The organism is Levilactobacillus andaensis (assembly GCF_016861695.1).
In the GTDB taxonomy this organism is placed as follows: Bacteria; Bacillota; Bacilli; order Lactobacillales; family Lactobacillaceae; genus Levilactobacillus; species Levilactobacillus andaensis.
The window spans coordinates 1-20,903 of sequence record NZ_BOLP01000006.1 but is presented as its reverse complement, the minus strand read 5'-3'; the positions used below and the strand labels follow the sequence as shown (position 1 = coordinate 20,903).

17 protein-coding genes and 1 pseudogene are annotated in these 20,903 nt (G+C 48.7%); 11 read left to right on the top strand and 7 right to left on the bottom strand.

All coding sequences use genetic code 11. The features are described from left to right. Window positions 1-7: 7 nt before the first annotated feature. Complete coding sequence (locus JUF10_RS06260; RefSeq protein ID WP_203641376.1) at window positions 8-784, bottom strand: C40 family peptidase; 777 nt, start codon at window positions 782-784, stop codon at window positions 8-10. A 438-nt stretch (window positions 785-1,222) separates the two neighbouring features. On the opposite strand from JUF10_RS06260, the gene JUF10_RS06255 reads away from it, so the two are divergent. From JUF10_RS06255 to JUF10_RS06245, 3 genes are all read left to right on the top strand, one after another. Further along, window positions 1,223-2,734, top strand: coding sequence for a UxaA family hydrolase (locus JUF10_RS06255; RefSeq protein WP_236008171.1), 1,512 nt, complete (start codon window positions 1,223-1,225; stop codon window positions 2,732-2,734). A gap of 76 nt (window positions 2,735-2,810) precedes the next feature. After that, window positions 2,811-3,125, top strand: a complete 315-nt coding sequence (locus JUF10_RS06250; RefSeq protein WP_203641375.1) for a metal-sulfur cluster assembly factor — start codon at window positions 2,811-2,813, stop codon at window positions 3,123-3,125. A gap of 196 nt (window positions 3,126-3,321) precedes the next feature. Further along, window positions 3,322-4,032: an MIP/aquaporin family protein gene (locus JUF10_RS06245; RefSeq protein WP_203641374.1), complete on the top strand. Its 711-nt coding sequence runs from the start codon at window positions 3,322-3,324 to the stop codon at window positions 4,030-4,032. A gap of 409 nt (window positions 4,033-4,441) precedes the next feature. On the opposite strand, the gene arfA is transcribed toward JUF10_RS06245, so the two are convergent. Further along, window positions 4,442-5,944 (bottom strand): arabinosylfuranosidase ArfA, encoded by a 1,503-nt coding sequence (arfA, locus tag JUF10_RS06240; RefSeq protein WP_203641373.1) that lies wholly within the window; start codon window positions 5,942-5,944, stop codon window positions 4,442-4,444. A gap of 364 nt (window positions 5,945-6,308) precedes the next feature. Between arfA and JUF10_RS06235 the strand changes: the two genes are divergently transcribed. Beyond that, window positions 6,309-8,774: a collagen-binding domain-containing protein gene (locus tag JUF10_RS06235; protein WP_203641372.1), complete on the top strand. Its 2,466-nt coding sequence runs from the start codon at window positions 6,309-6,311 to the stop codon at window positions 8,772-8,774. Between the two features lie 93 nt (window positions 8,775-8,867). Here the strand turns inward: JUF10_RS06235 and JUF10_RS06230 are convergent, their stop codons facing one another. Beyond that, complete coding sequence (locus JUF10_RS06230; protein WP_203641371.1) at window positions 8,868-9,611, bottom strand: sulfite exporter TauE/SafE family protein; 744 nt, start codon at window positions 9,609-9,611, stop codon at window positions 8,868-8,870. A gap of 149 nt (window positions 9,612-9,760) precedes the next feature. On the opposite strand from JUF10_RS06230, the pseudogene JUF10_RS06225 reads away from it, so the two are divergent. Continuing rightward, window positions 9,761-10,490, top strand: a pseudogene (locus JUF10_RS06225) (SDR family oxidoreductase). A gap of 239 nt (window positions 10,491-10,729) precedes the next feature. Here the strand turns inward: JUF10_RS06225 and JUF10_RS06220 are convergent. The 3 genes from JUF10_RS06220 to JUF10_RS06210 all read right to left on the bottom strand — a co-directional run bounded on the left by JUF10_RS06220 (window position 10,730) and on the right by JUF10_RS06210 (window position 14,192). Next, entirely contained in the window at window positions 10,730-11,740 is a 1,011-nt protein-coding gene (locus JUF10_RS06220; protein WP_203641370.1) for a LacI family DNA-binding transcriptional regulator, read from the bottom strand. A gap of 128 nt (window positions 11,741-11,868) precedes the next feature. After that, complete coding sequence (locus JUF10_RS06215; protein ID WP_203641369.1) at window positions 11,869-12,885, bottom strand: lactonase family protein; 1,017 nt, start codon at window positions 12,883-12,885, stop codon at window positions 11,869-11,871. Window positions 12,886-12,911: 26 nt separating this feature from the next. Next, window positions 12,912-14,192: a gluconate:proton symporter gene (locus JUF10_RS06210; protein ID WP_203641368.1), complete on the bottom strand. Its 1,281-nt coding sequence runs from the start codon at window positions 14,190-14,192 to the stop codon at window positions 12,912-12,914. A gap of 217 nt (window positions 14,193-14,409) precedes the next feature. Between JUF10_RS06210 and JUF10_RS06205 the strand changes: the two genes are divergently transcribed. The 3 genes from JUF10_RS06205 to JUF10_RS06195 are packed head-to-tail and all read left to right on the top strand — an operon-like array spanning window position 14,410 to window position 16,915. Continuing rightward, on the top strand, window positions 14,410-15,156 hold the full coding sequence (locus tag JUF10_RS06205; protein ID WP_203641367.1) for an IolE/MocC family protein: 747 nt from the start codon (window positions 14,410-14,412) through the stop codon (window positions 15,154-15,156). Window positions 15,157-15,172: 16 nt separating this feature from the next. Next, window positions 15,173-15,952: a glucose 1-dehydrogenase gene (locus tag JUF10_RS06200; protein WP_203641366.1), complete on the top strand. Its 780-nt coding sequence runs from the start codon at window positions 15,173-15,175 to the stop codon at window positions 15,950-15,952. Window positions 15,953-15,973: 21 nt separating this feature from the next. After that, a complete protein-coding gene (locus JUF10_RS06195; protein WP_203641365.1) occupies window positions 15,974-16,915 on the top strand; it encodes a phosphoglycerate dehydrogenase in 942 nt (313 codons plus the stop codon). Between the two features lie 350 nt (window positions 16,916-17,265). Here the strand turns inward: JUF10_RS06195 and JUF10_RS06190 are convergent, their stop codons facing one another. Then, complete coding sequence (locus JUF10_RS06190) at window positions 17,266-18,030, bottom strand: glucose 1-dehydrogenase (protein WP_203641364.1); 765 nt, start codon at window positions 18,028-18,030, stop codon at window positions 17,266-17,268. A 221-nt stretch (window positions 18,031-18,251) separates the two neighbouring features. On the opposite strand from JUF10_RS06190, the gene JUF10_RS06185 reads away from it, so the two are divergent. From JUF10_RS06185 to JUF10_RS06175, 3 genes are all read left to right on the top strand, one after another. Beyond that, window positions 18,252-19,115, top strand: coding sequence for an SDR family oxidoreductase (locus JUF10_RS06185; RefSeq protein ID WP_203641363.1), 864 nt, complete (start codon window positions 18,252-18,254; stop codon window positions 19,113-19,115). Between the two features lie 44 nt (window positions 19,116-19,159). Further along, the gene (locus tag JUF10_RS06180) at window positions 19,160-19,606 is read left to right on the top strand and encodes an Rrf2 family transcriptional regulator (RefSeq protein WP_203641362.1); all 447 of its coding nucleotides are present in this window, start codon (window positions 19,160-19,162) and stop codon (window positions 19,604-19,606) included. A 205-nt stretch (window positions 19,607-19,811) separates the two neighbouring features. Beyond that, complete coding sequence (locus tag JUF10_RS06175) at window positions 19,812-20,639, top strand: hypothetical protein (protein WP_203641361.1); 828 nt, start codon at window positions 19,812-19,814, stop codon at window positions 20,637-20,639. Window positions 20,640-20,903 lie beyond the last annotated feature (264 nt).

The following is a 20,903-nucleotide window of genomic DNA, read 5'->3' as shown; positions in this document are numbered from 1 at the left end:
TAGAAAATTAGCTTAAAGTAGCTGGTCGTGAGTAGCCGACCGTGTGCCACCAGGAAACGTTGGTGGCCTCGGTGATGACGCCGCGCAGTTGGGCATCGATCATCTGGTTGTTACCGAGGTAGATCCCACAGTGGGTGATGTTGGCCGTACTGGTCCCGAAGAAAATCAGGTCGCCGGGTTGGGCATTGGCCGCGCTGACGTGGGTGTAGCTGTCATACTGTTGTTGCGCGGTCCGGGGGAGTGTTTGCCCGAGGGCCTTGCTGAAGACGTATTTGGTGAAGCCGGAGCAGTCAAACGCGCTGGGACCATTGCCACCATAGACGTATGGCTTACCTAATTGTGACTTGGCGGCACTCAGAATTGAAGCGTAGCTGCCATTGCCAGTGGTCGATGAACTGACCGTGTTGGTGTGCGCATAGCTCTTAGGGGTCAAATAACCGTGCCAGATCCAGCCAGAAGCGGTGCCGCGACCATTGGTGACATAGTAGTAGAGATATTTAACCCCATTCTTCTTAACGATGTAGCGCTTCTGCGTGGCGTGCCAAGTCGTGTTGGGATAATTTTTCAGGTAGTGGGTCTTCTTGCCAAAGGTCATGTTGCTGGCGGTCCCACCCAGATTGTACGTCCAGCCAGTCGCACTCTTGCGGACATAACTGGTATTGGTCATCGGCGTGGTGCTGACAATCGTATTGGTGCTGTTGGCGTGAGCAGTAGTGTTCAGGCTCAGGGCCGGTACGACGGCTGCGGCAAATGCCACGGCCAAACTGATCTGTTTGATTTTCATTGAATAATGCCATCCCTTATATGTAAGTTTTTATTTACCCTTCTCCTACTAAGATAGTCGTTTTGGGTTACAGAATAGTTGCGGGGCAATATCATTGTCATTACTGTTCTGTACACGTCTATGTCATATTACAAGGGTTGGAAGACGTGAGGAGACTGATGTGGTTTAATACCTGCCGTAACTGTGTTTCCGGGCACAAGCAGTGGTTCGCGTGCGCTAGCGCCTTTGTTGATTTGACTAAACTTTTGTCGAAAACCTTGCCGGATTGTCTCTTGTTCGCCTTACGTGAAGGAATTAACATTATAGTTGTAAAGTTGAAAGCGCTTAACGAAGACGGCGGCGACTCTGCTGCTGACTTTGAAGCGAGCAGTAAAACTGCATTACATAGGGAAATGTCCCGAATTTAGCAGTTGTTTCTAAGCTGAGGAGGTTGCATCCATGCTCAAACATGTTGTGAAAATGCGCCCAAACGATAACGTTGCCATTGCAGTCCACGATTTACACGTCGGGGACAAGATCAAGGGCGATATTACCGTCAACGACGAGATTCCCCAAGCCCACAAGATTGCCCTGGTCAATTTAGCCAAAGGGGACGCCGTCTTACGTTACGGCGTCGTACTGGGTTACGCCAAGAGTGATATTCAAGCCGGGGACTGGATCAATGAAACCAGTCTGGAATTACCACCGTCGCCAGACCTGAACAAGCTGACTTACGGCACGAACATTCGCAAGGACTTGCCAAAGCCTAAGCGGACCACGTTTATGGGCTATGACGTTCCTGGCAACAAGTACGCCGGTACCCGGAATATCTTGGGAATTCAGACCACGGTTCAATGTGTGGTCGGGGTCTTGAAGATTGCCGTAGACCGCATCAAGCAGGAACTCTTGCCGAAATATCCACACGTGGATGATGTCACGGTCGTCAGTCACCAGTATGGCTGTGGGGTTGCCATCGATGCGCCCGAAGCCAAAGTTCCTATTCGTGAAATTAGAAACATCGTGAAGAACCCGAACTTCGGTGGTCAGATCATGGTCGTTGGTTTAGGCTGCGAAAAGCTGACGCCGGACCGGATCCTAGATCCTGAGGACATCAATGACGATAACCTCTTGTACTTACAGAACTACAAGGGCTTTGAAAAAATGATCACGGCCATTATGGCAATGGCAGATAAGAAGCTGGCTATTTTGGAAACTCATCGCCGGACGGAGCAACCATTGTCCAAGCTGTCCGTTGGTTTCCAATGTGGTGGGAGTGATGCCTTCTCCGGTGTGACGGGGAATCCATCCGCCGGGTACGCCTCCGACCTCTTAGTTGCTGGTGGCGGGACCGCCATGTTCTCCGAAGTTACCGAAGTTCGTGATGGGGTCAATTTCATCGCGCAACGGATTCCGGACCAACCTAACTGCAATAAGTTAGTTAAGGAAATGTCTTGGTTCGATAACTACTTGGCTAAGGGCGGCGTTGACCGTTCAGCCAACCCAACGCCGGGTAACCGGAAGGGCGGATTGTCCACCATCGTTGAAAAGTCCATGGGCTCCATTGCGAAGTCCGGGACCGCGCCAATTTCCCAAGTGGTCAGTGCTGGTGAAATTCCAACGAAACGTGGTTTGATCTTTAACGCGACGCCAGCTGGGGACTTCACGACAGGCCCAATGCAATTAGCTTCAGGGATGGGCCTGGAAGTCTTCGTCACTGGTCGGGGCACGCCTTACAACCTGCAAGCGGCTCCCGTCATCAAGGTCTGCACGCGGACTGATTTGAAGGAATTCTGGAGTGACTTGATCGACATTAACGCTGGTAAAGTTGCCACGGGTGATCTGACCGTTGAAGAACTCGGAACGGAATTGTTCAACTTTATTCTGGACGTGGCGAGTGGTGAAAAGCCAGCCGCAGAACGGTTGAAGCTCTACAATGACATCTGCATCTTCAACCCGGCACCAATGACCTAAAAATGAAAAGTAACAGACGGAGGGCCAATAGCTGGTAGACTGGCTATCGGCTTTTCTGTCAGAGGAGGGAACAAAAATGGCTGAAAATGAACAAGCTGAAGAAGCCGTGATGACAGCACTGGAAGGGGTCATTGACCCGGAATTGACGATTGATATTGTGAATTTAGGCCTCATCTATGGCGTCACCGTCGAAGGCAATAAGTGTACAGTTAAAATGACGCTGACCACAATGGGTTGCCCACTAAGTGATATGCTCAACGACCAGATTACGGCGGCTGCACTATCAGTGGCTGGCGTCGAACACTGTGACATTGACCTCGTCTGGGAACCCGCTTGGGACATGGGCCAGATGACCCGGTATGCGAAGGTCTCTTTGGGAGTTCATGGCTAAAAAGCACCATAGTTCCCTCTAAAAAGTAAATCTGATCAAAATTAAACCGGTCACGTTGCCATTTCTGCAGCGTGGCCGTTTTGTTTTCGCAAATTGGTGTAAGCGGTTCAAAATAACCCACCGTTAACGTTTTACCTATGTTAAACTGAGTTCAGCATTTATTTTTTTACATAACGATTTGAGGGGTGTTTTTAGTATGAGTGGCTTTATTGGTGAATTTTTTGGTACCATGATTTTGATCGTTCTCGGTGCGGGGACGGGTGCTAGTATCAACTTGAATAAAACCTACGCGAAGGGCGCAAACTGGACGTTTGTGTGTGTCGCCTGGGGAATGGCTGTGACGATGGGGGTCTATGTGGCTGGTTTATTAGGGTCACAGGGACATTTAAATCCGGCCGTCACCATTGGCTTTGCGGTGTTCGGCTACTTCCCGTGGGCCGAGGTCGTCCCTTACTTACTGGGCCAGTTTTTGGGAGCATTTGTGGGGGCAGCATTGGTCGTCCTGCAGTTCTACCCCCATTTCAAAGCAACCCCTGATGAGGCTGCTGGGAACACGGTCGGTATTTTTGCGACCCGCCCAGCCATCAAGAGTCCCGTGTTCAACTTTATCTCAGAAGTGATTGCCACGTGGGCGTTCGTCTTTATTCTCCTCAACTTGGGGAACTTTACCCAAGGTCTGAAACCATTCATCGTCGGCCTTCTGATCATGGTCGTGGGGATGGGCTTAGGGACCACCACCGGTTTCGCGCTGAACCCGGCCCGTGACTGGGGCCCCCGTCTGGCTTACACTATCCTGCCGATTCCAAATAAAGGTAATGCGGAGTGGGATTACGCCTGGGTGCCAATGTGTGGCCCATTAGTCGGTGGCATCCTCGCCGCAGGGCTACAGTACTGGATTACTTACTAGATAACGTAGTGTGTTCCGTTGCCTTACCGGCCGCCAGATATGGGCTGTAAGGTGAGTAATGCGTCTTATAACGATTAAAATGTCAGACAAATAAGCACTGAATTCGCAGACTAGCGAGTTCAGTGCTTATTTTGGTCAATTAATTTAAAAGTGAATAGTTGGTTGATGATAAAGTCAGATGATATTTTCCAGGACCATCAAGGGTAAAAACTAGTCTTAGCCGGAGGAGGCCAGGGATGGAGCCAGCCGTGGAGGTGGTGTTAACTGGCGGTTTTTGCCAGTTTACAGCACGGGCGACTTTTAAGACACGGCTTTTTCGTGGCTTAAAATCGAGTCGGAAGCCCGTTTCTCAGGCTGAAGCGTCCCCACAGCAGGCGTAATCCCTGGCAGCCGCAGGCGGTATTCAAGACTATTTAACCTTGAAGCGGAGCATGTTCCAGGACAATGGCTGGAGTGTCACGTTAGCCGTGTGGTCCTTAGCGTTGACTGGCAACGCCTGCAGCTGCATCTTGCCATCGTGGTTGTCGGCCTTGACGTCGTAGCCGTAGAATTGGGTGGCTTCGATCAAGTGGTCGACCGTGAAGTCGGTCAGGTCGATATCAAAGTCGAGCGTATCGGTCTGGTGTTTGTTTTCGGCGAAGACCGTCAGCGTTTGGCTGGCAGCGTCGTAAGTGGAGACCGTATCGAGGTAAGGAATGTCCTTGAATTCACGTGAGTTGTAGGTCGCGGACTGGCTGTGGTCGACTAGGACCTCACCTTGACCGTGGTTAGCAACCTGCATGAATGGGTAGAAGATAGACTGCTTCCAGACGCCACCGTCCGTGTCCGTCATGATTGGCGCGATGACGTTGACGAGTTGGGCCAAGCAGGCAATTTTAACCCGGTCGGCGTTTCGTAACAGCGTCATCAACAGGCTGCCGACCAATAAGGCGTCTTCGAAATTGTAGACATCTTCAAGCAAATGCGGCCCAACTTGCCAAGGGGTGACCTTGGTGTCGGCGTCATTGGAGTGGTACCAGACGTTCCATTCGTCAAAGGACAGGTTGATGGTCTTGGTTGAACGCTTGCGGGCCTTAACGGCATCACACATGGCAACGACCCCCTTGATAAAGGCATCGAGGTCGAGGTTCTTACCCAAGAAGTTGTCGAGTTCAGTCGGGTCATCATCGTTGTAGTAACCGTAGTAACGGTGCAACGATAAGTAATCCACGTTGTCGTAGCATTCGTCCAGCACGGTCTCTTCCCATTCACCGAACGTTGGGTTGTCCATGGAAGAACTCCCACAGGCCACAAGTTCGAGGGAATCGTCGACCCGTCGCATAGCCTTCGCCGTTTCGTTGGCGAGGTGGGCGTATTCCGTAGCGGTCTTGGCACCAATTTCCCAAGGGCCGTCCATTTCGTTACCCAGGCACCAAGTCTTAATGGCAAATGGGTCTTCGGCACCGTTCTTGCGGCGGAGGTCACTGAGGTAGGTCCCCTTAGGGAAGTTGCAGTATTCCACAAGGTCGGCGGCTTCCTGAATGCCCCGGGTCCCCAGGTTAACGGCCATGTTCGGTACGGCGTTGACCTTGTCTGCCCAGTGCATGAATTCGTGGAGGCCAAACTGGTTGGTTTCGAGTTCACGCCAAGCCAAGTCTAGACGAACCGGACGCTGATCCTTAGGCCCGATGCCATCTTCCCACCGGTACTGGGACAGAAAGTTTCCGCCAGGGTAGCGAATCAGTGGCACGTTGAGTTCTTTGACCGCTTCGATGACGTCGGTCCGAAAGCCTTCTTCATCGGCAGCGGGATGACCGGGTTGGTAAACACCGGTGTAAACGGCCCGGCCAAGTTGTTCGATAAATGATCCGTAAAGTCGTCGGTCGATGGGCGCAATGACATCTTGGGGCTGAAGTTTCGTTGAACCTTTCATGTTATGACCTCCAAATGTATTTTTTAAGTGGTTATCGAGTTGTCAGCGGCAGTCATCGATGCTTAGCATTAGCGACTAAGCATCGTTTAGCGTCAATAATAGCAATCATGTTAGCGCTTACAAAAATTATAACCACTCTTCACACTTATAATATAACCGAGGGACAACACCGTGAGAATTGAAGATCTCAACGGCTATTTATAATTTTTACCACGGTTGTGCAGATTGTTACAAGCGGGAAAATATTATGGCATAAGTAGTTTGTTTTTGAAATAATTTCGTTATTGATATTGATTGTTTCTACCAGTAGTACGAAAATAGAGAAGGGAATCTTTTTAGTTAGAAAGGTAGGGATTAATTCGATATGGAAACGAAACGGACACATTTTAAGATGTATAAAGATGGCCGCAAGTGGGTCTTCGCCTGTGCCATTGTGTTGGCGTTAGGTGGGGCCACGGTTACGGCCCGCGCTGATACTAACGACAGCAGTAACAGCAGTAGTACGCCGGCAACGAGCTTGAGTAGTTCATCGTCGGGTAGCAGTAGTGAGTCATCGAGTAGTTCAGAACAAGTGGCTAGTGGGGATGCCAGCCAGACCAGTAGCAGTACGCCATCGACCAGCAGTTCCAGCAACGATGGTCAGGTTGACCAAAACACCACGACCGACACCACTACGAGCTCCGCTGATACGACGACCGGGTCAGATACAACTAAGAACGACACGGATGCCGCTAATCAGACGAGCACGACTGATAAGGCTGATGGGACCAGCAAGACGAATGACGACGGTGCAGCGGCTGCTAAGCATGCTCAACGGATGTACGCACCAGCGATGTTGACGCGGCAACAGGATACGACGCCAGTTGAAACACCAACGATCAATACACCAACGATCGATGACAATACGGCAGTCACACCTGACGTTGACGTTGCTAATGAGAACAACGCGACTGATGAGCAAAACCTCAACGATATCTTTAAGGAACTTGAAGACACCACGAACGTCACGACGGCGCTGGAACCTTATGCCGAGAGCGGGGTTCAGGCCGGTGGGGACGTTTACGATGACTTTCCTGATTTGAACAACATCCTGGGAGTCTCCTCCGCATTTCATATCTTCGCGCGCGATGCTGAGCTGAATGCCCACACTAACGGGAATTTAGCCGTTCAGAACCTGACGGGGAACGTTAACTTTGGGACCAACATTATTGAAGAACTGCTTGATAAAGATATTTCTTACATACAGAACATCGTCAACATTGCCAATAGCTCATTCGTTTCCGCTGGGGATACCCGGGAAAACAAGGTCATCTTTGGTGAAGGTATCGAAATTGATTTAAGCAATCCGAACCGGCCAAAGGTCAATGGGGCCGACATCGACCACTTATTGGCTTCCGAAGTTTACCAAGACCAAAACGGGCAGACTTACATCAACTTCGATGCAGAGTTTGCGAAACTTAAGGCCCTTAACGAACAGTTGACGACAGCTACCAGCAACGCGTCATATACCAATGATGACTTTGCCGATCGCAACAATCGAGTTATCGACGTGAGTGACATGACACCGGATGCCGATGGTCATATCGTCATCAACTTAAGCCCAGACGTTCTGAACGGGGACACGCCACTGACAATTTCCGGCTTATCACCAGATGCCGATGGGAATACCGTCATTATTAACGTGGATACCGGTGGCCAAGAAGACTACAAGATTAATTCGCAAATCAAGCTGGTCTACAGTGACGGTAGCGACCGGGATAATCAGGAAACGGAAGACTTCGGGGACAACCATTTACTGTGGAACTTCTATGACAGTACGGCTAGTGACAAACAACACACGGGGACTATCACCGTTGACCGTCCTTTCCAGGGAAGTATCTTAGCGCCATCCGCAGAAGTTATTGCCAACCAAAACATTGACGGGAACATCATTGCGGACAAAGTCGTTGTTAACGCCGAGACCCACCGTTGGGACCTGCAAGATAACAAGGACAATGAGGGCGACTACGAGTTACCAAACATCGACCTTCCTAATGTTGAGGAACCCGAAGCGCCGGACAAGCCAAACATTGACCTTCCTAACGTTGAGGAACCCGAGGCGCCGGACAAGCCAAACATCGACAAGCCTAACGTTGAAGAACCCGAAGCCCCAGACAAGCCAAATATCGACATTCCAACTGTTGAGTTACCAGGCATCGAGCCACCTGACAAACCAAATATTGACAAGCCTAACGTTGAGGAGCCCGAAGCGCCAGACAAGCCAAACATTGACCTGCCAAGCGTTGAGCTCCCAAACATTGAGGAACCTGAAAAGCCAAATATTGACAATCCAGACGTCGAGGAACCCGAAGCCCCAGACAAGCCAAACATTGACAAGCCAGACGTCGAGTTACCAAATACGGAAAACCCCGATACCGAAGGACCTGACACCGAATTGCCGAACACTGAGAACCCTGACACCGAAGAGCCCGATACCGATGTGGACTACGAGCATGAGAGTCCAGATGAAGAGGAACTCTTGAGCGAACTGGAAGACGAAGTGGTCGACTTTGAGGCCGAACAACAGGCAGAAGATCCCGATGCGGCCACTGATGGTGAAGCGGTTCTGAATAGAATCGATGCCGCCATTGCCAAGGCACAAGCCGCACACAACACCGCGTTGGTTGCCAAATTACAGGCTATGCGGGCCCAACTCCTGAAGGACATGGGCTTATCGGCCGGGTTGCCACAAACGGGTGAGGCGCACCAAGGTTGGCTGCAAGCACTAGGCCTGTTGCTAGCCGGCGGTTTAGGTAGTACGTTCGTTTACCGCAAGAAGCGTCAAGATTAACCTGTACCATTAAATTCAAGCGACTGTAGGCATGAATCAAACAAGCGTTGCGCTAACTCACTAGGGAGCTGGCACAACGCTTGTTTTTTGATGTTAGAGAATCATTTTCAGCCCCATGAAGACGAGTAGAATGCCCATAAATGGCTTCACGTAGGTGTTTAGCTTTTTCGGGTCAATGTGGGCAAGCAGGCGTGGGGCACAGAAGGCACCTAGCATGGCCCCAATCATCAAGCTAATGCCAATCGACCAGTCGATGCTGTGCGCTGAGAGGTGAAAGAGCAGGCCGACGAAGGTGTTGCCGACCAGCACGTAGGATGACGTGGCCGCGGCCGGAATCATGTCCAAACCTAAGACCAGGAGCCCAGCGATAATGGGACCGCCGCCACTGAGGCCGGCCACGCCGACCATGAGACCACTCAAAATTCCGTAGAGTACGGCTTGGATGTTTTGATGGTTGGCCGGCTTATTTTGGTGGTTGAAGAAGCGTTTGTAGAGAATCTGGATGCCCAGCGCGGTCAGGATGATGGCGACAATCCAGGTGTAGATGGTAGTGGGGATGTACGGGGCGAGCAAGGCGCCGACGATGGTTGCCGGAACTGCCGCAATCAGCATCTGGTTACCGACCTTGAAATGGATCTGTCCGGTGCGATAGTGGCCATATGCGCCCACGATGAGTGAGGGAAAAGCCGTTGCCAGTGAGGTTGCGGCCGCAACGGCGGGTGCGAGGTTGAAGACCGATGTCAATAGGCCCAGGTAGATGGCGGCCCCGCCACCACCTGTTGAAATAACCAAGATACCAACTAAAAATCCAGTAATTATTAAAGCTAACCATTCCATTAACGCGGTCGTCTCCTTAACGTGTAATCATGTTGATTAGTTTACTGTTTATGGGAGGGAGCGTCAATTTGAGGTGGATGATGAGATGTTTCGTCTTGACCAATGGTGGATGTATTATGAGTCTTAAAGATTCTTAGGAGGGATAACTTATGGAATTAGAACATAAGCGACTTTTAATTGTTGGTGGTACGTCTGGATTTGGCCAAACTGTGGCGGGCCAAGCGGCGGCGATGGGCGACCACGTCCAAGTCATTGGGCACAGTCGAACACACGTTGTTCAAGCGGTAGGCCGACTGAAGGCAGCTGGTGAAGTGGTGACGGGGACGGCACTGGATGCACAGAATATTCAGCAGCTGGAAGCGTTCTTTACTATGCACCCGGCTTTTGATCATGTTCTGTCATTTCTTGGTGGTACGATGGGTGGCGGCTTCTTAGAGAATTCTGTGGCGACCATTCGGCAGGCAATCGAAGATAAATTTTTTGCCAATCTCCCAACTGGAAAAGGTGGCGGCAGCCCATTTAAACGACCACGGTTCGCTCATTTTTACATCCGGTGCGGGAGGGCATCCTCACGATGCTTCCGGTGACATTGTCGGCAATCAGGCTATCAATACGATGGTGGCTGTATTAGCTGTAGAAATGGCATCCAACTGGCGAGTCAATGCGGTCGCGCCGACTTGGACACCAACGGGACTGTGGCGTGAGTTGACCGCTGATCAAGTTGTTCAGCAAGCAACCAATTTTGCACAAGGCGTGCCGATGAAACGGGTCGCCACTAAGGAAGAAGTGGCTTCGGCCTATTTATACCTGATGCAAAATGACTTTGTGACCGGGCAAGTGTTCCATGTAGATGGTGGGGTCGATTTGAGTGTGAAATAGAACCAGGTCGAAGAACAACCTTGAAGACTACACGTCAGTAAACAAACAGAGTCTGGGATAAAAACAACCCCAGACTCCGTTTGCTATCTCCGAACTTATATTGCTACAACATGTGATAAAAGTAACTGGGTCCGTCTGAAATTGATAATCAAACAATTCAATCTCAGAATTATTCGGTTATCAGCCTTAATACTCACTGGCTAATCGTTTTTTGTTCCACTCTCGTTTTTTTACTGGATCTAATCTATCAAAGACTGTTTAATTTGAAAGCTACTTGGAACAATTAAAGATTGAATCGGTAAATCTGCATGCACAAATAATTTAAGTAGCATTTCAGCAGCGGTTTGGCCGAGGTCTTGGGGATTTTGCTGGATGGTTGTGATTTGTGGTTGAACTAGAGTGGACCAATCCCAATCGTCAAATGCTGCTAGACCGACTTGATCAGGATAAGCGATATGGTATTGAGATAGAGTCCGAACAACCTGCATCAGAAGTGTTCCTTTGAGAACGTAGAAAGCAGTTTTTACATCTAGATCCTCGCTAACGCGCATAATTTCAGCGTAAATTTTAGCGTTGGAAGTCTGCTTGTTAATTTCAATCAGTTGTAGATCTAGTCCCTTCTTGCGGCAAACATCTTTAGTTGCTTGAAAACGGTCAAAACGCGCTGAGTTATCTTGAATATTCTCACTGATAACGGCGAGCCGCTGGTAGCCTAGTCGAGAAATATATTCGCTGATCATTTTCGAATAGGCATAATTATCGGTAGTGACCTCTGTCCAAATTTGGGGTTCGAGCTTACGGTCAACGATAATGGTGGGTGTATTGCTGTCTTTAAGAAACTGATAATCGCTTGAATTCTGACTCATTGGTTGAAGAATAATACCATCGACTTGTAAACCGAGAAGGCGCTCAATCTCTGTTTTTTCTCGTTCAAGCGAATTATCTGAATTCATAAGTAGAATTTGATAATTTTCGTTCTCAAGTACTGTATCGGCTCCTTTGAAGAGAATAGATGAAAAGATATTTTCAATATCGGCAACGACCATACCAACAATGAAAGTTCTTTTTTGAATCAGAGATTTTGCTTGCGTATTGACGTGATAGTTATTTTCTCGAATGACGCGTTCAATGGTTTGACGAGTGGTTGCGGACATCTTGCCGTAGTGCCCATTCAGAAAACGGGAGACAGTTGCAATGGAGACGCCAGCAATTCTTGCGACATCTTTAATAGTGGTTGGTTTATTTTTCATGTGGTCACATTCTCCCATGATTAAGTCTTCAACAATAAGTATACCTTAGATTAGTTGAATGGGACGAATTGAAAAGCGCCGAGTCTATCATGGTTGAACTGGCCACGAAAGATCAGCGCTAATTCGAATCAATCTGGAATGGGTTTGACACAAACTGGCTCGGGAACCGGTACCGAATTATGTGATGGTGTTAGCGTTCCAGTTACCGTATCGACTGAGAAACTTGTTAATAGATTTGATTTTTGATTGGCAACGATGAGGTGATCATCATTAGGACTTAGACAAAAATCACGGGGGAAGTTCCCCTGACTCGCGATGTTTTGCGTAAATATTAGTTGACGTTTCGTGGAAGGCCCGGTGATGCGGTATACGGTAATAGAGTTGTGACCACGGTTCGAAACGTAGAGATAATGGCCGTTGTGTGCGAGATGAATAGCGCCACCACCGGTTTGGCCGTTCCAATCAGTGGGGATGGTAGAAATGAGTTGCGTTTGGTGGAGAGTCCCGGTGGTTGTTTCATAGTTCAGAACGGCGACGGTGCTGGCCAGTTCACCTAACACAAAGACACAGTGTTTTGCGGGATCAAAGCGGAGGTGACGGGGGCCAAATCCTGCTCGAAAGTGGTACGTTGCAACTAAGTCTTGAAGCTGGCCGGTGTCACTGATATTGAACGTGAAGAGGCTATCCGTTCCTAGGTCTAAGACCAGCAAGCGGCCATCGGGAGCCAAGCATGTAAAGTGAATGTGAGCGGTATTTTGCTGTGGTAGGGGGCCTTGACCAACGTTTAGAAAGGAATCAAGTAGCCGAAGCTTGCCAGCCGCAGTAAAGCTATAAATATTAGTATAGCCGCCATTATAATTACTGGCAAAGAGCATGTGATGGGCATCATCCACGGTAAGGTGGACTGGTGCCGGAGCAAATGAGAGGCAATCGTCACAAGGAATTAAGCGATTGTTGTCGACCTTAAAAACTGATATACCACCAACTTTGCCAGATTGATTTGCCGAAAATAAGTAACCGTTTCGAGAATAATTCAGGTACGTTGGTTGTGGGGTGTCGGCTAATAAAGTGGGTGGCATCAGGCCATTAGTTGTTAAGTGTGTTTGATAGATTCCTTGAGTATATGTGCCGATAACAAGTTTCATGGTGAACGCTTCTTTCAAATTAAGTATTAGTTAAACATAACAGCAGCTAAGAGTAGGTTAATGATGCTGGCTAGCCAACCATAGGGGACCCCAGTCATGAGAAATTTCTTGACGTCGAGCTTGACGTGTTCAACAACCCAGAGATTCCAAGATTGGGTGATACATGTTGAAATGGCGATGGAGACGCCGGGAACTAGAATAGCTGCAAAAGCAAAGTATTGATTAAAGAAGCCGGTAGCTGCAAGTACGGCGGCTGTCGCGGAACCAGCACCCCAGACCATGAGCGGACCGCGGAAGAGTGCTAGGGGTGCGAGAATCCCAAATGCAATGGCAAGTACCATGGGACTGTGCGGGACGACCGCCTGCAGTATGGTACTGAACCGTGCCGTGTTCTTAACGGCGGCAGCACTGAACATAGTCAGAAATAGTAACATGACGATCAAACCAGAAATATCGGAGACGGCCTTTTGAATCGTGTCATTGATGATGGTTAGTGCGCCGCTATAACTCTTAAGATGCCCCGTGATAAGTAAGACTAAGAAAATTGAAATCATCAGAGCGGGAATGGGTTGCCAGTTAAAGGCTAGATTCATAAAGACTGGGAAAATTGGTAAAACGTAGGCGATTTTTGGGATTCGAGGATGCTCAGTGGTAGGCTGATTTTCCTGAGCGGGTGTCTGTTCGTTCTTGTGAATAGATTTGGCATGGATCAGGATTAAGAGAACGACAACTAACATTTGAACCGCCATAGCTGAGAAACCGTAAACAAGGTACTTGGGACCATAGACGACTTTGGGGAAAAAGAGCTGGAGTTGCTTAATAATGACAATGTTTACATACATTGGTGCCCCAATTGACATGACAAAGGCCACCACAGCAACGTTTTTGGATAGGCCTAATGATTGCAGAATTGGGAGCAGAATTACGGCGATAGCAATAACCGCGCCAACACCATAGGAACTAGTGAAGATGAATGAGGTCACAAAGCAAATTAAAATAGTAGCTAAAATAGGACGCTTGTAGCTGATTTTAACCGTTTGTTCGCTGATCTCGCCGGCGATACCTGTATCGACCAGAACACGACCAAACCAGGAACCAAAGACAATAACCATGATGGTAGAGCCATAGTCCAAAGCGGGTTGAGAGAAAATATCGTTGATGGCAACCTTATAGGGAATGCCACCGATGACGGTCCAAAGAATGGCCATAATCAGAAAGCCAAGCATAATATTGCCGCCGCGCATAACAAAGACAATGAAACCGACAAAGGTGAGAATAAGCAAAATTCCAATAATTGTGTTGAGCATGAGCTAACGCCTCGTTTCAAGTTTTCTAGGATAAAAGTTGGGAAAACGTTTACCTTTTGAAAACGCTTATATTAAACCACGAAACTTGCTCAGTGTCAAACAAAATATAAAATATGGTCAGCCTATTGACATTAATAGATTTTGTAATAGTATACGTGTTGGGAAAACGTTTACCCACTTTTGATGCAGTTAAGTTAAATTTAAAGGAGTGGTCCGCATGTTTGATCGTAATCGTTTGGTTTTGAACACATTGGTTTCACAGAAACAGCAGGAACAAGGAAAATCGCAATTGAAAATTGTGACGAATCTACTGGCAACAGGGATTCGTAACATCGAACTTCGTCGTGAGTATAATGCTGGTGGTATGGGAGAACTACAGCAATTAAATCAGCTACGTTTGGCTAATCGGTTGGTTTATTTCTACTCAGTGCCAACAGACTTGTTCGTCAATCAACGGTTAAATATCGATCTTTTACAATATATTAGTGAAGCACAACAGTTAGGGGCTAGCTATATCAAGATGACATTGGGAGACTTCAATCACATTAAGTCTGCCGACCAAATCCCAGCTTTACTACGTCTCTTACCAGATGACATTGAGTTAAATATTGAAAATGATCAGACTAGTGCGAACAGTAATGTCCAAAAATTAATGTCGTTCTTTGATCTCTTTGACCAGTATGAACGACGCGTAGGCTTCGTGAATGATGTGGGCAATTGGATTTTTACCGGACAGGATGCTTTAAAGGTAACGGATGAATTGGTGAAGGATACACGCTTCGTGCATCTCAAAAGCTATGTGTTGCAGGCAGAAAAACCGACGACAGTTTCCTTTACGCAAGGTGACTTGGATTGGCAGACCTTACTTAATAAGTTCAGTGCACCGATTCCCGTAGCACTGGAGTATCCAGCGAACACGAGTGAACTTCAGCAGGATATGACAACCCTACTGGCTACTAAATAATAAAGGAGCAACAATTATGGAAAGCTTAGATTTTGATACAACGAAATTTCGCTTGGATGGTAAGGTTGCGGTTATTACGGGAGGCGCCTCCGGGCTAGGGGCAAACTACACCAAGGCGATGATACGTTCTGGAGCAGCAGTTTTTATTGTGAGTTATGATGACCAAGGCTGGGATGAAACAAAAGCTTTTGCTGCTGAAAATAAGGGACAGGTTAGTTTCTTGAAGATGGACGTGACAGCGAAAGACGCACCAGAAAAAATTGTTGCTGCTGCTTTAGCTGTCTTTGGTCATATAGATATTCTGGTCAATAATGCTGGTATTCAGTTACGAGAAAACTGGAAAGACTTTAAGAACGAGAATTGGCGAAAAGTCATTGAAATTAATTTAAATGCGGTCTATTTCATTTCACATGTTGTGGCGCAACAAATGGCCAAGCAAGGTGGCGGTAAAATTATTAACATTGGCTCTATGCAGTCATTTCGAGCTGGAAAATTCATTTTCCCCTATACGGCTAGCAAGCATGGCGTTGTCGGCCTAACCAAAGCCTATGCAGATGCTTTAGCACCAGATAATATTCAGGTCAACGCAATTGCTCCGGGCTACATTGACACACCGATGACGAAGGCCTTACAAAATGATCAGGAACGGAATACAGAAATCTTGGCACATATTCCAGCCGGACACTGGGCTAATCCAGTAGAACTTATGGGAACCGTCGTCTTTTTGGCGAGCGCTGCGTCTAATTACATCACCGGGATCACAATTCCGGTTGATGGTGGTTACTTATTACGTTAAACAAAATTGGAGGAAATAGTTATGAGCCAAACGGTTATTATTCCTAAGGGCCTTTCGCAGGCTGGAAAAGATTATCTGAAGAATCATGGATTGGCGACTATTGAGTTAGCTGATCTGCATGAGGAAAACATTTTGGCACAGGCACCTAACGCCGATGGTATCGTCTTAATGATGGATCCCTTTAGTGTGGCAACGGCCCAAAAAATGCCAAACTTAAAAGTTATCGCGCGACACGGTGTGGGTTACGACAACGTTGATCCGGACGCGATGGAACAGGCTGGTGTATGGGTGACGATTACACCAACTGCCAATGCATCGACCGTCGCAGAGACGACCTTAGCAGAGATTCTAGATCTTTCTAAGAATTTGACGGCTATTTCTAGTCATATGCGCCTTGGCGATTTTGGATACAAAGGACAACACATGGGGTTTGACCTAGGTGGTAAGAAGCTTGGAATTATGGGCTTTGGTAGAATTGGGCGGATGTTGGCACAAAAGGTTAGTGGATTAGGGATGGATATTTTGATTTACGATCCTTTTGTGAAGCAGACAGATATTGGTACCCTGGTTGATCGAGAAACACTTTTTAAGAAAGCCGATGTGATTACACTGCATATGGCAGTGACACCAGAAAACACGAAGGGCATTGGGTCACGAGAATTTGCTGCTATGAAATCTACTGCTGTTTTGATCAATTTAGGTCGCGGTGCACTGGTAAACCAACCAGATTTACTGACGGCGCTGAAAAATGGTGATATTGGTGGGGCAGCTTTAGATGTTTTTGACGAAGAACCCCTGCCATTATCCAGTGAGTTCTACAGTCTTAACAACGTTTTATTGACGCCACATATTGCTTCGAACACACAGGAATGTATGTCTCGAATGGCAGTGGATGCAGCTAGCGAAGTCGTCAGCGTTCTCTCTGGTCACGCACCACAATGGCCAGTGAATCAGGTGGACTAGCTGGACCGGTGATGGCTACTTGCACAAATTACGGTTAGCGATTAGATATTAATCATAATAAGTGAAAAGTGTAATAAATGAAAAGTCGTTGTAGCGACCGCATCCCGTAAAGAATGCAGCCAGCTACAACGACTTTTAATATGGTATTCAATTTAGATGACCAGATACTAGGCCAACGCGCTATTTAGAGCTGGAGGATGACGGACAGAACACTGTATCGGTGGTGTTAGTCAGCCTTTTTAAGCTGGCTTACAGCACGGGACGGCTTGGAAACTCGCTGAACTTGGCGAGGTTTCGGTCGGTCCCCACAGTGTGGCGTCCGTCATCTGCAGGCGGCAAGTAGTGGACTTTTAGTAACTCGTCCAGCCGCCATCGACGGGAACAACGGTGCCATTGACGTAGCTTGAAGCGTCGGAGCACAGGAAGAGGGCCGTTTGGGCGATCTCATCGCCAGTCCCAGGTTTTGGTGACAGCGGCATGCCGACACTTTGGCGAGCCATGCCTTCCTTGTCGACACCGGTCATGGACTCACTAATATTGGTCTTGATGCCACCGGGTGCGATGGCGTTGGTCCGGATACCGGCGTTTTCGTACATGTACGCCGTGTTCTTTGTCAGGCCAACCACCGCGTGTTTCGAAGCGGTATAGGCGGCACCGGCACGGCCACCACCTAGGCCGCCAACCGAGGCGATGTTTAAGATGACCCCGGACTTTTGCTTGGTGAAGATCTTCAGGGCTTCTCGCGTGGCCAACATCACGCTGGTCGTATTGACCGTCATGACCTTGTCCCACAGCTCGTTGGTCAAAGTGCCCACGGGCGCCATGTTATCCATGATGCCGGCGTTGTTGACTAAGATGTCGAGGCGACCGAAGTTATCGACGGCCGCTTGGACCATGGCCACGACGTCGGCTTCCTTGGTGACGTTGGTGACACTGGCAATTGCTTCGCCACCAGCATCTTTAATGGCAGCAACGACTTTATTTAACCGATCTTCATTAATGTCTGCGGCGACGACCTTGGCGCCTTCCTTGGCAAATAATTCGGCCATGGAACGGCCCATGCCGGACCCAGCACCGGTAATAATCGCAACTTTATCAGGTAATTGTTGAACCACGTTACTCACTCCTTATCAAAATAAGTATTAGGGTGATGTGTTCGGCATAAAGAAAAATAGTGACTCTTCAGACGAAGCACACACCGATTTGCATGCCCTTATTATAATCTTTCTTATAACGGAAAGCGCTTATTATGCTGTCATGAAAGTCACATTCTTTGACATTTGAGAGGTTAGATGTAATATATAAAGTAACATCTAATGACGAAGGAGTTTTTATAATGAAAATTGTTATTACGGGCGCCACGGGCCACCTTGGCCAACAGATCGTCAACCAAGTTGCGCAGCGTGTGAACGCCACCGAAATCACGCTGGGTGTGCACACCCCGGCCAAGGCCGCTCATTTCAGCGACCAGGGCATGCGCGTGCTGCCATTGGATTATCGTGACCAAGCCAGCATCGTGAGTGTTCTGCAAGCGGCCGACGTGGCCATTTACGTGCCCAGCAAGAGTCACGACAGTTTCAGCCGGGTCACCGAGTTTGAGAATGTTATCGGCGCCGCAGAAAAAGCGACGGTCGGTCATTTAATCGTGATGGGGTTCATTGCCGACCAAGCAAATAATCCGTTCGACCTGTCCGCGTTCTACGGGTACGTGCCGCGGCGGTTGGCGGCTACGGACCTGTCCTACACCATTTTACGGAATGCGCTGTACGCTGACCCGCTGGTGCCTTACTTGCCAGAGTTGATTGACCGCCACAACGTCATCTATCCGCTGGGGGACGCGTCATTGAGCTTTATCAGCCTAGAGGAAAGTGCGGCGGCATTCGCTCAGGTGGCGGTTACCCCGGCATTGTGGACGCAAACGATGTACACGCTGACCCAAGAACGGTCGTACACGATGCCAGCCTTGGCCCAGGTCTTGAGTGACGTTTCCGGCCAGCCGATTGGCTATGCGCCGGTTACGCTGAAACAGTTCGGCGAGATGTACAATGAAGGGAACGAGGGCCACATGTTGGCGTCTATGTATGCCGGTGGGGCGCAAGGGTTACTGGCGACAGTGACGGATGACTTCCGTAAAGTCATGGGCCGCCCAGCCCAAACGTTGCCAGATTTCTTGGCGGCAGAGCTTGCACGTCAAGCCTAATCCGGTATACTAGTCGTGGTAATCAATCAGAAGGGGGAATTGACGTGCGTTATTCGCATCGATTAAGTGATGCAGTTCATATTTTGGCCTATATTGATATCTACCACGACAGCGACTTGTCGAGTACGGCAATTGCGGCGAGTGTGGAGTCCAATCCGGCACTCGTCCGCCGGCTGATGGTCGCCCTGCGTCGCGCTGGTTTGCTGGCAACGCAGCAGGGAACCGCCACCCCACGACTCGCGCGGCAGCCGGCAAAGATTTCTCTGCTCGACGTGTACCGGTCAGTCGAGGAAGAAGGCAACCTCCTCCACGTCGACGACAAAACGAATCCCAAGTGTGTGGTTGGTGGCAACATCCAGGAGACGTTGCGCGTTGCTTATGATGAGGTCCAACGTGCGGCTGAAGCCCAGATGGCGCAGATCACGTTGGCCAGTTTAGTTGATGATATTTGGACCCGGGAACGGGAAAAGAAGGCAAACGGTAGTCAATAGTTTTGCTAGCGATTACGCGTAATAGAGGGCTCCGAGGAATCGATTTGATTGCTCGGAGCCTTTGTTGTCCGGGGGTTCGGTGAAGCCGTCACCGAGTTGACTTCTGTTTGTAAGGCATTTGTGAAAGAAGTTTAAGCTTCAGGGTGTATAGTGATTTTGAAGGATAATCATGACCTAACTATCAGCGAAAATAGGGGAAATTAGAATGAAGTTACATATAAAGTGGGCCTTAGCTACCTTGGTCGGCCTGGCTGTTACTGGTGTGGGGATGTCAACGGCTAACGCAGCGGCGACGAGCGACAAGTATTTATCAGGCAACGTGGGCTACGTGCGCACCAAGAAGGCCATGTACGTGGGTATTTACAAGAAGACTAATGGCAAATATAAGCAGGTTAAAGTCAAGAAGAATACCCTGCTGAGCGTTGGCAGTACCATGTCGTCGAATGACGGTCACGGTGGGGTCAAGACCACGGCGCTGTTTAGCTATGGGGTGGTCAACTATGCGCGGGCAAAAGCGTTGAAGTACAAGAACATCGCGACGATTCCGTTTACTAAGGCTAATTTCAAACGGGTCAACTTAAAGGCACCGATTCGGACACAAGTGTTCTTGTCAGGGAAGGGCTACACGGCGAATAGTACGAACACGAAGGCTGAACCAACGGCCGGCTTCTACCTGACGTTGGACAACTACCTGCAGTACTACAGCAAGGCGGCCATGGCCAAGGATACTTACTTATTTGGCAATCGCTGGGCCACGGACGGCCATGCTTACAAGCCCACCCATTCCGTGAAGGTGTCAAAGGTCACGGTTAAGGGCAACACGACGATCGTTTATTACAGCAAGGCGGTGCCGGGCTTGCCAAACAAAAAGCTCAGTAAGGGCCATTATCGTCTGAAAATTACCAATAAGAAGACCACCGGCAGCTTAGGCATTAATCCCGTCGATGATACGTTTGATTCGATTGCCAGTTGGACAAACTACAGTGTTAATGGCAAGGCTTATCACTTTGGTGAGGTTGAATATGGCAATTAGACAGTGGTATCGCCTTACCGGCCGTTAGTTATGGGCTGGAACGGCGCGCCTGAGCCCATATCTGCCGACCTCTCTGCTTACACAGTGGTCTTTTGGCGCACGTTTCAGCATATAAATTTGGAGATACCAAAAGGAGTCTGGGGTTTTTGTCCCAGACTCTTCTTTGTGTTGCAATCAAAAAATTTATGGCGAATTCTATAATCAAGTTAGCCACTTAGAATTTAGGACAAAATAAATACACCAAGACGTAGATCTCAGGTATCA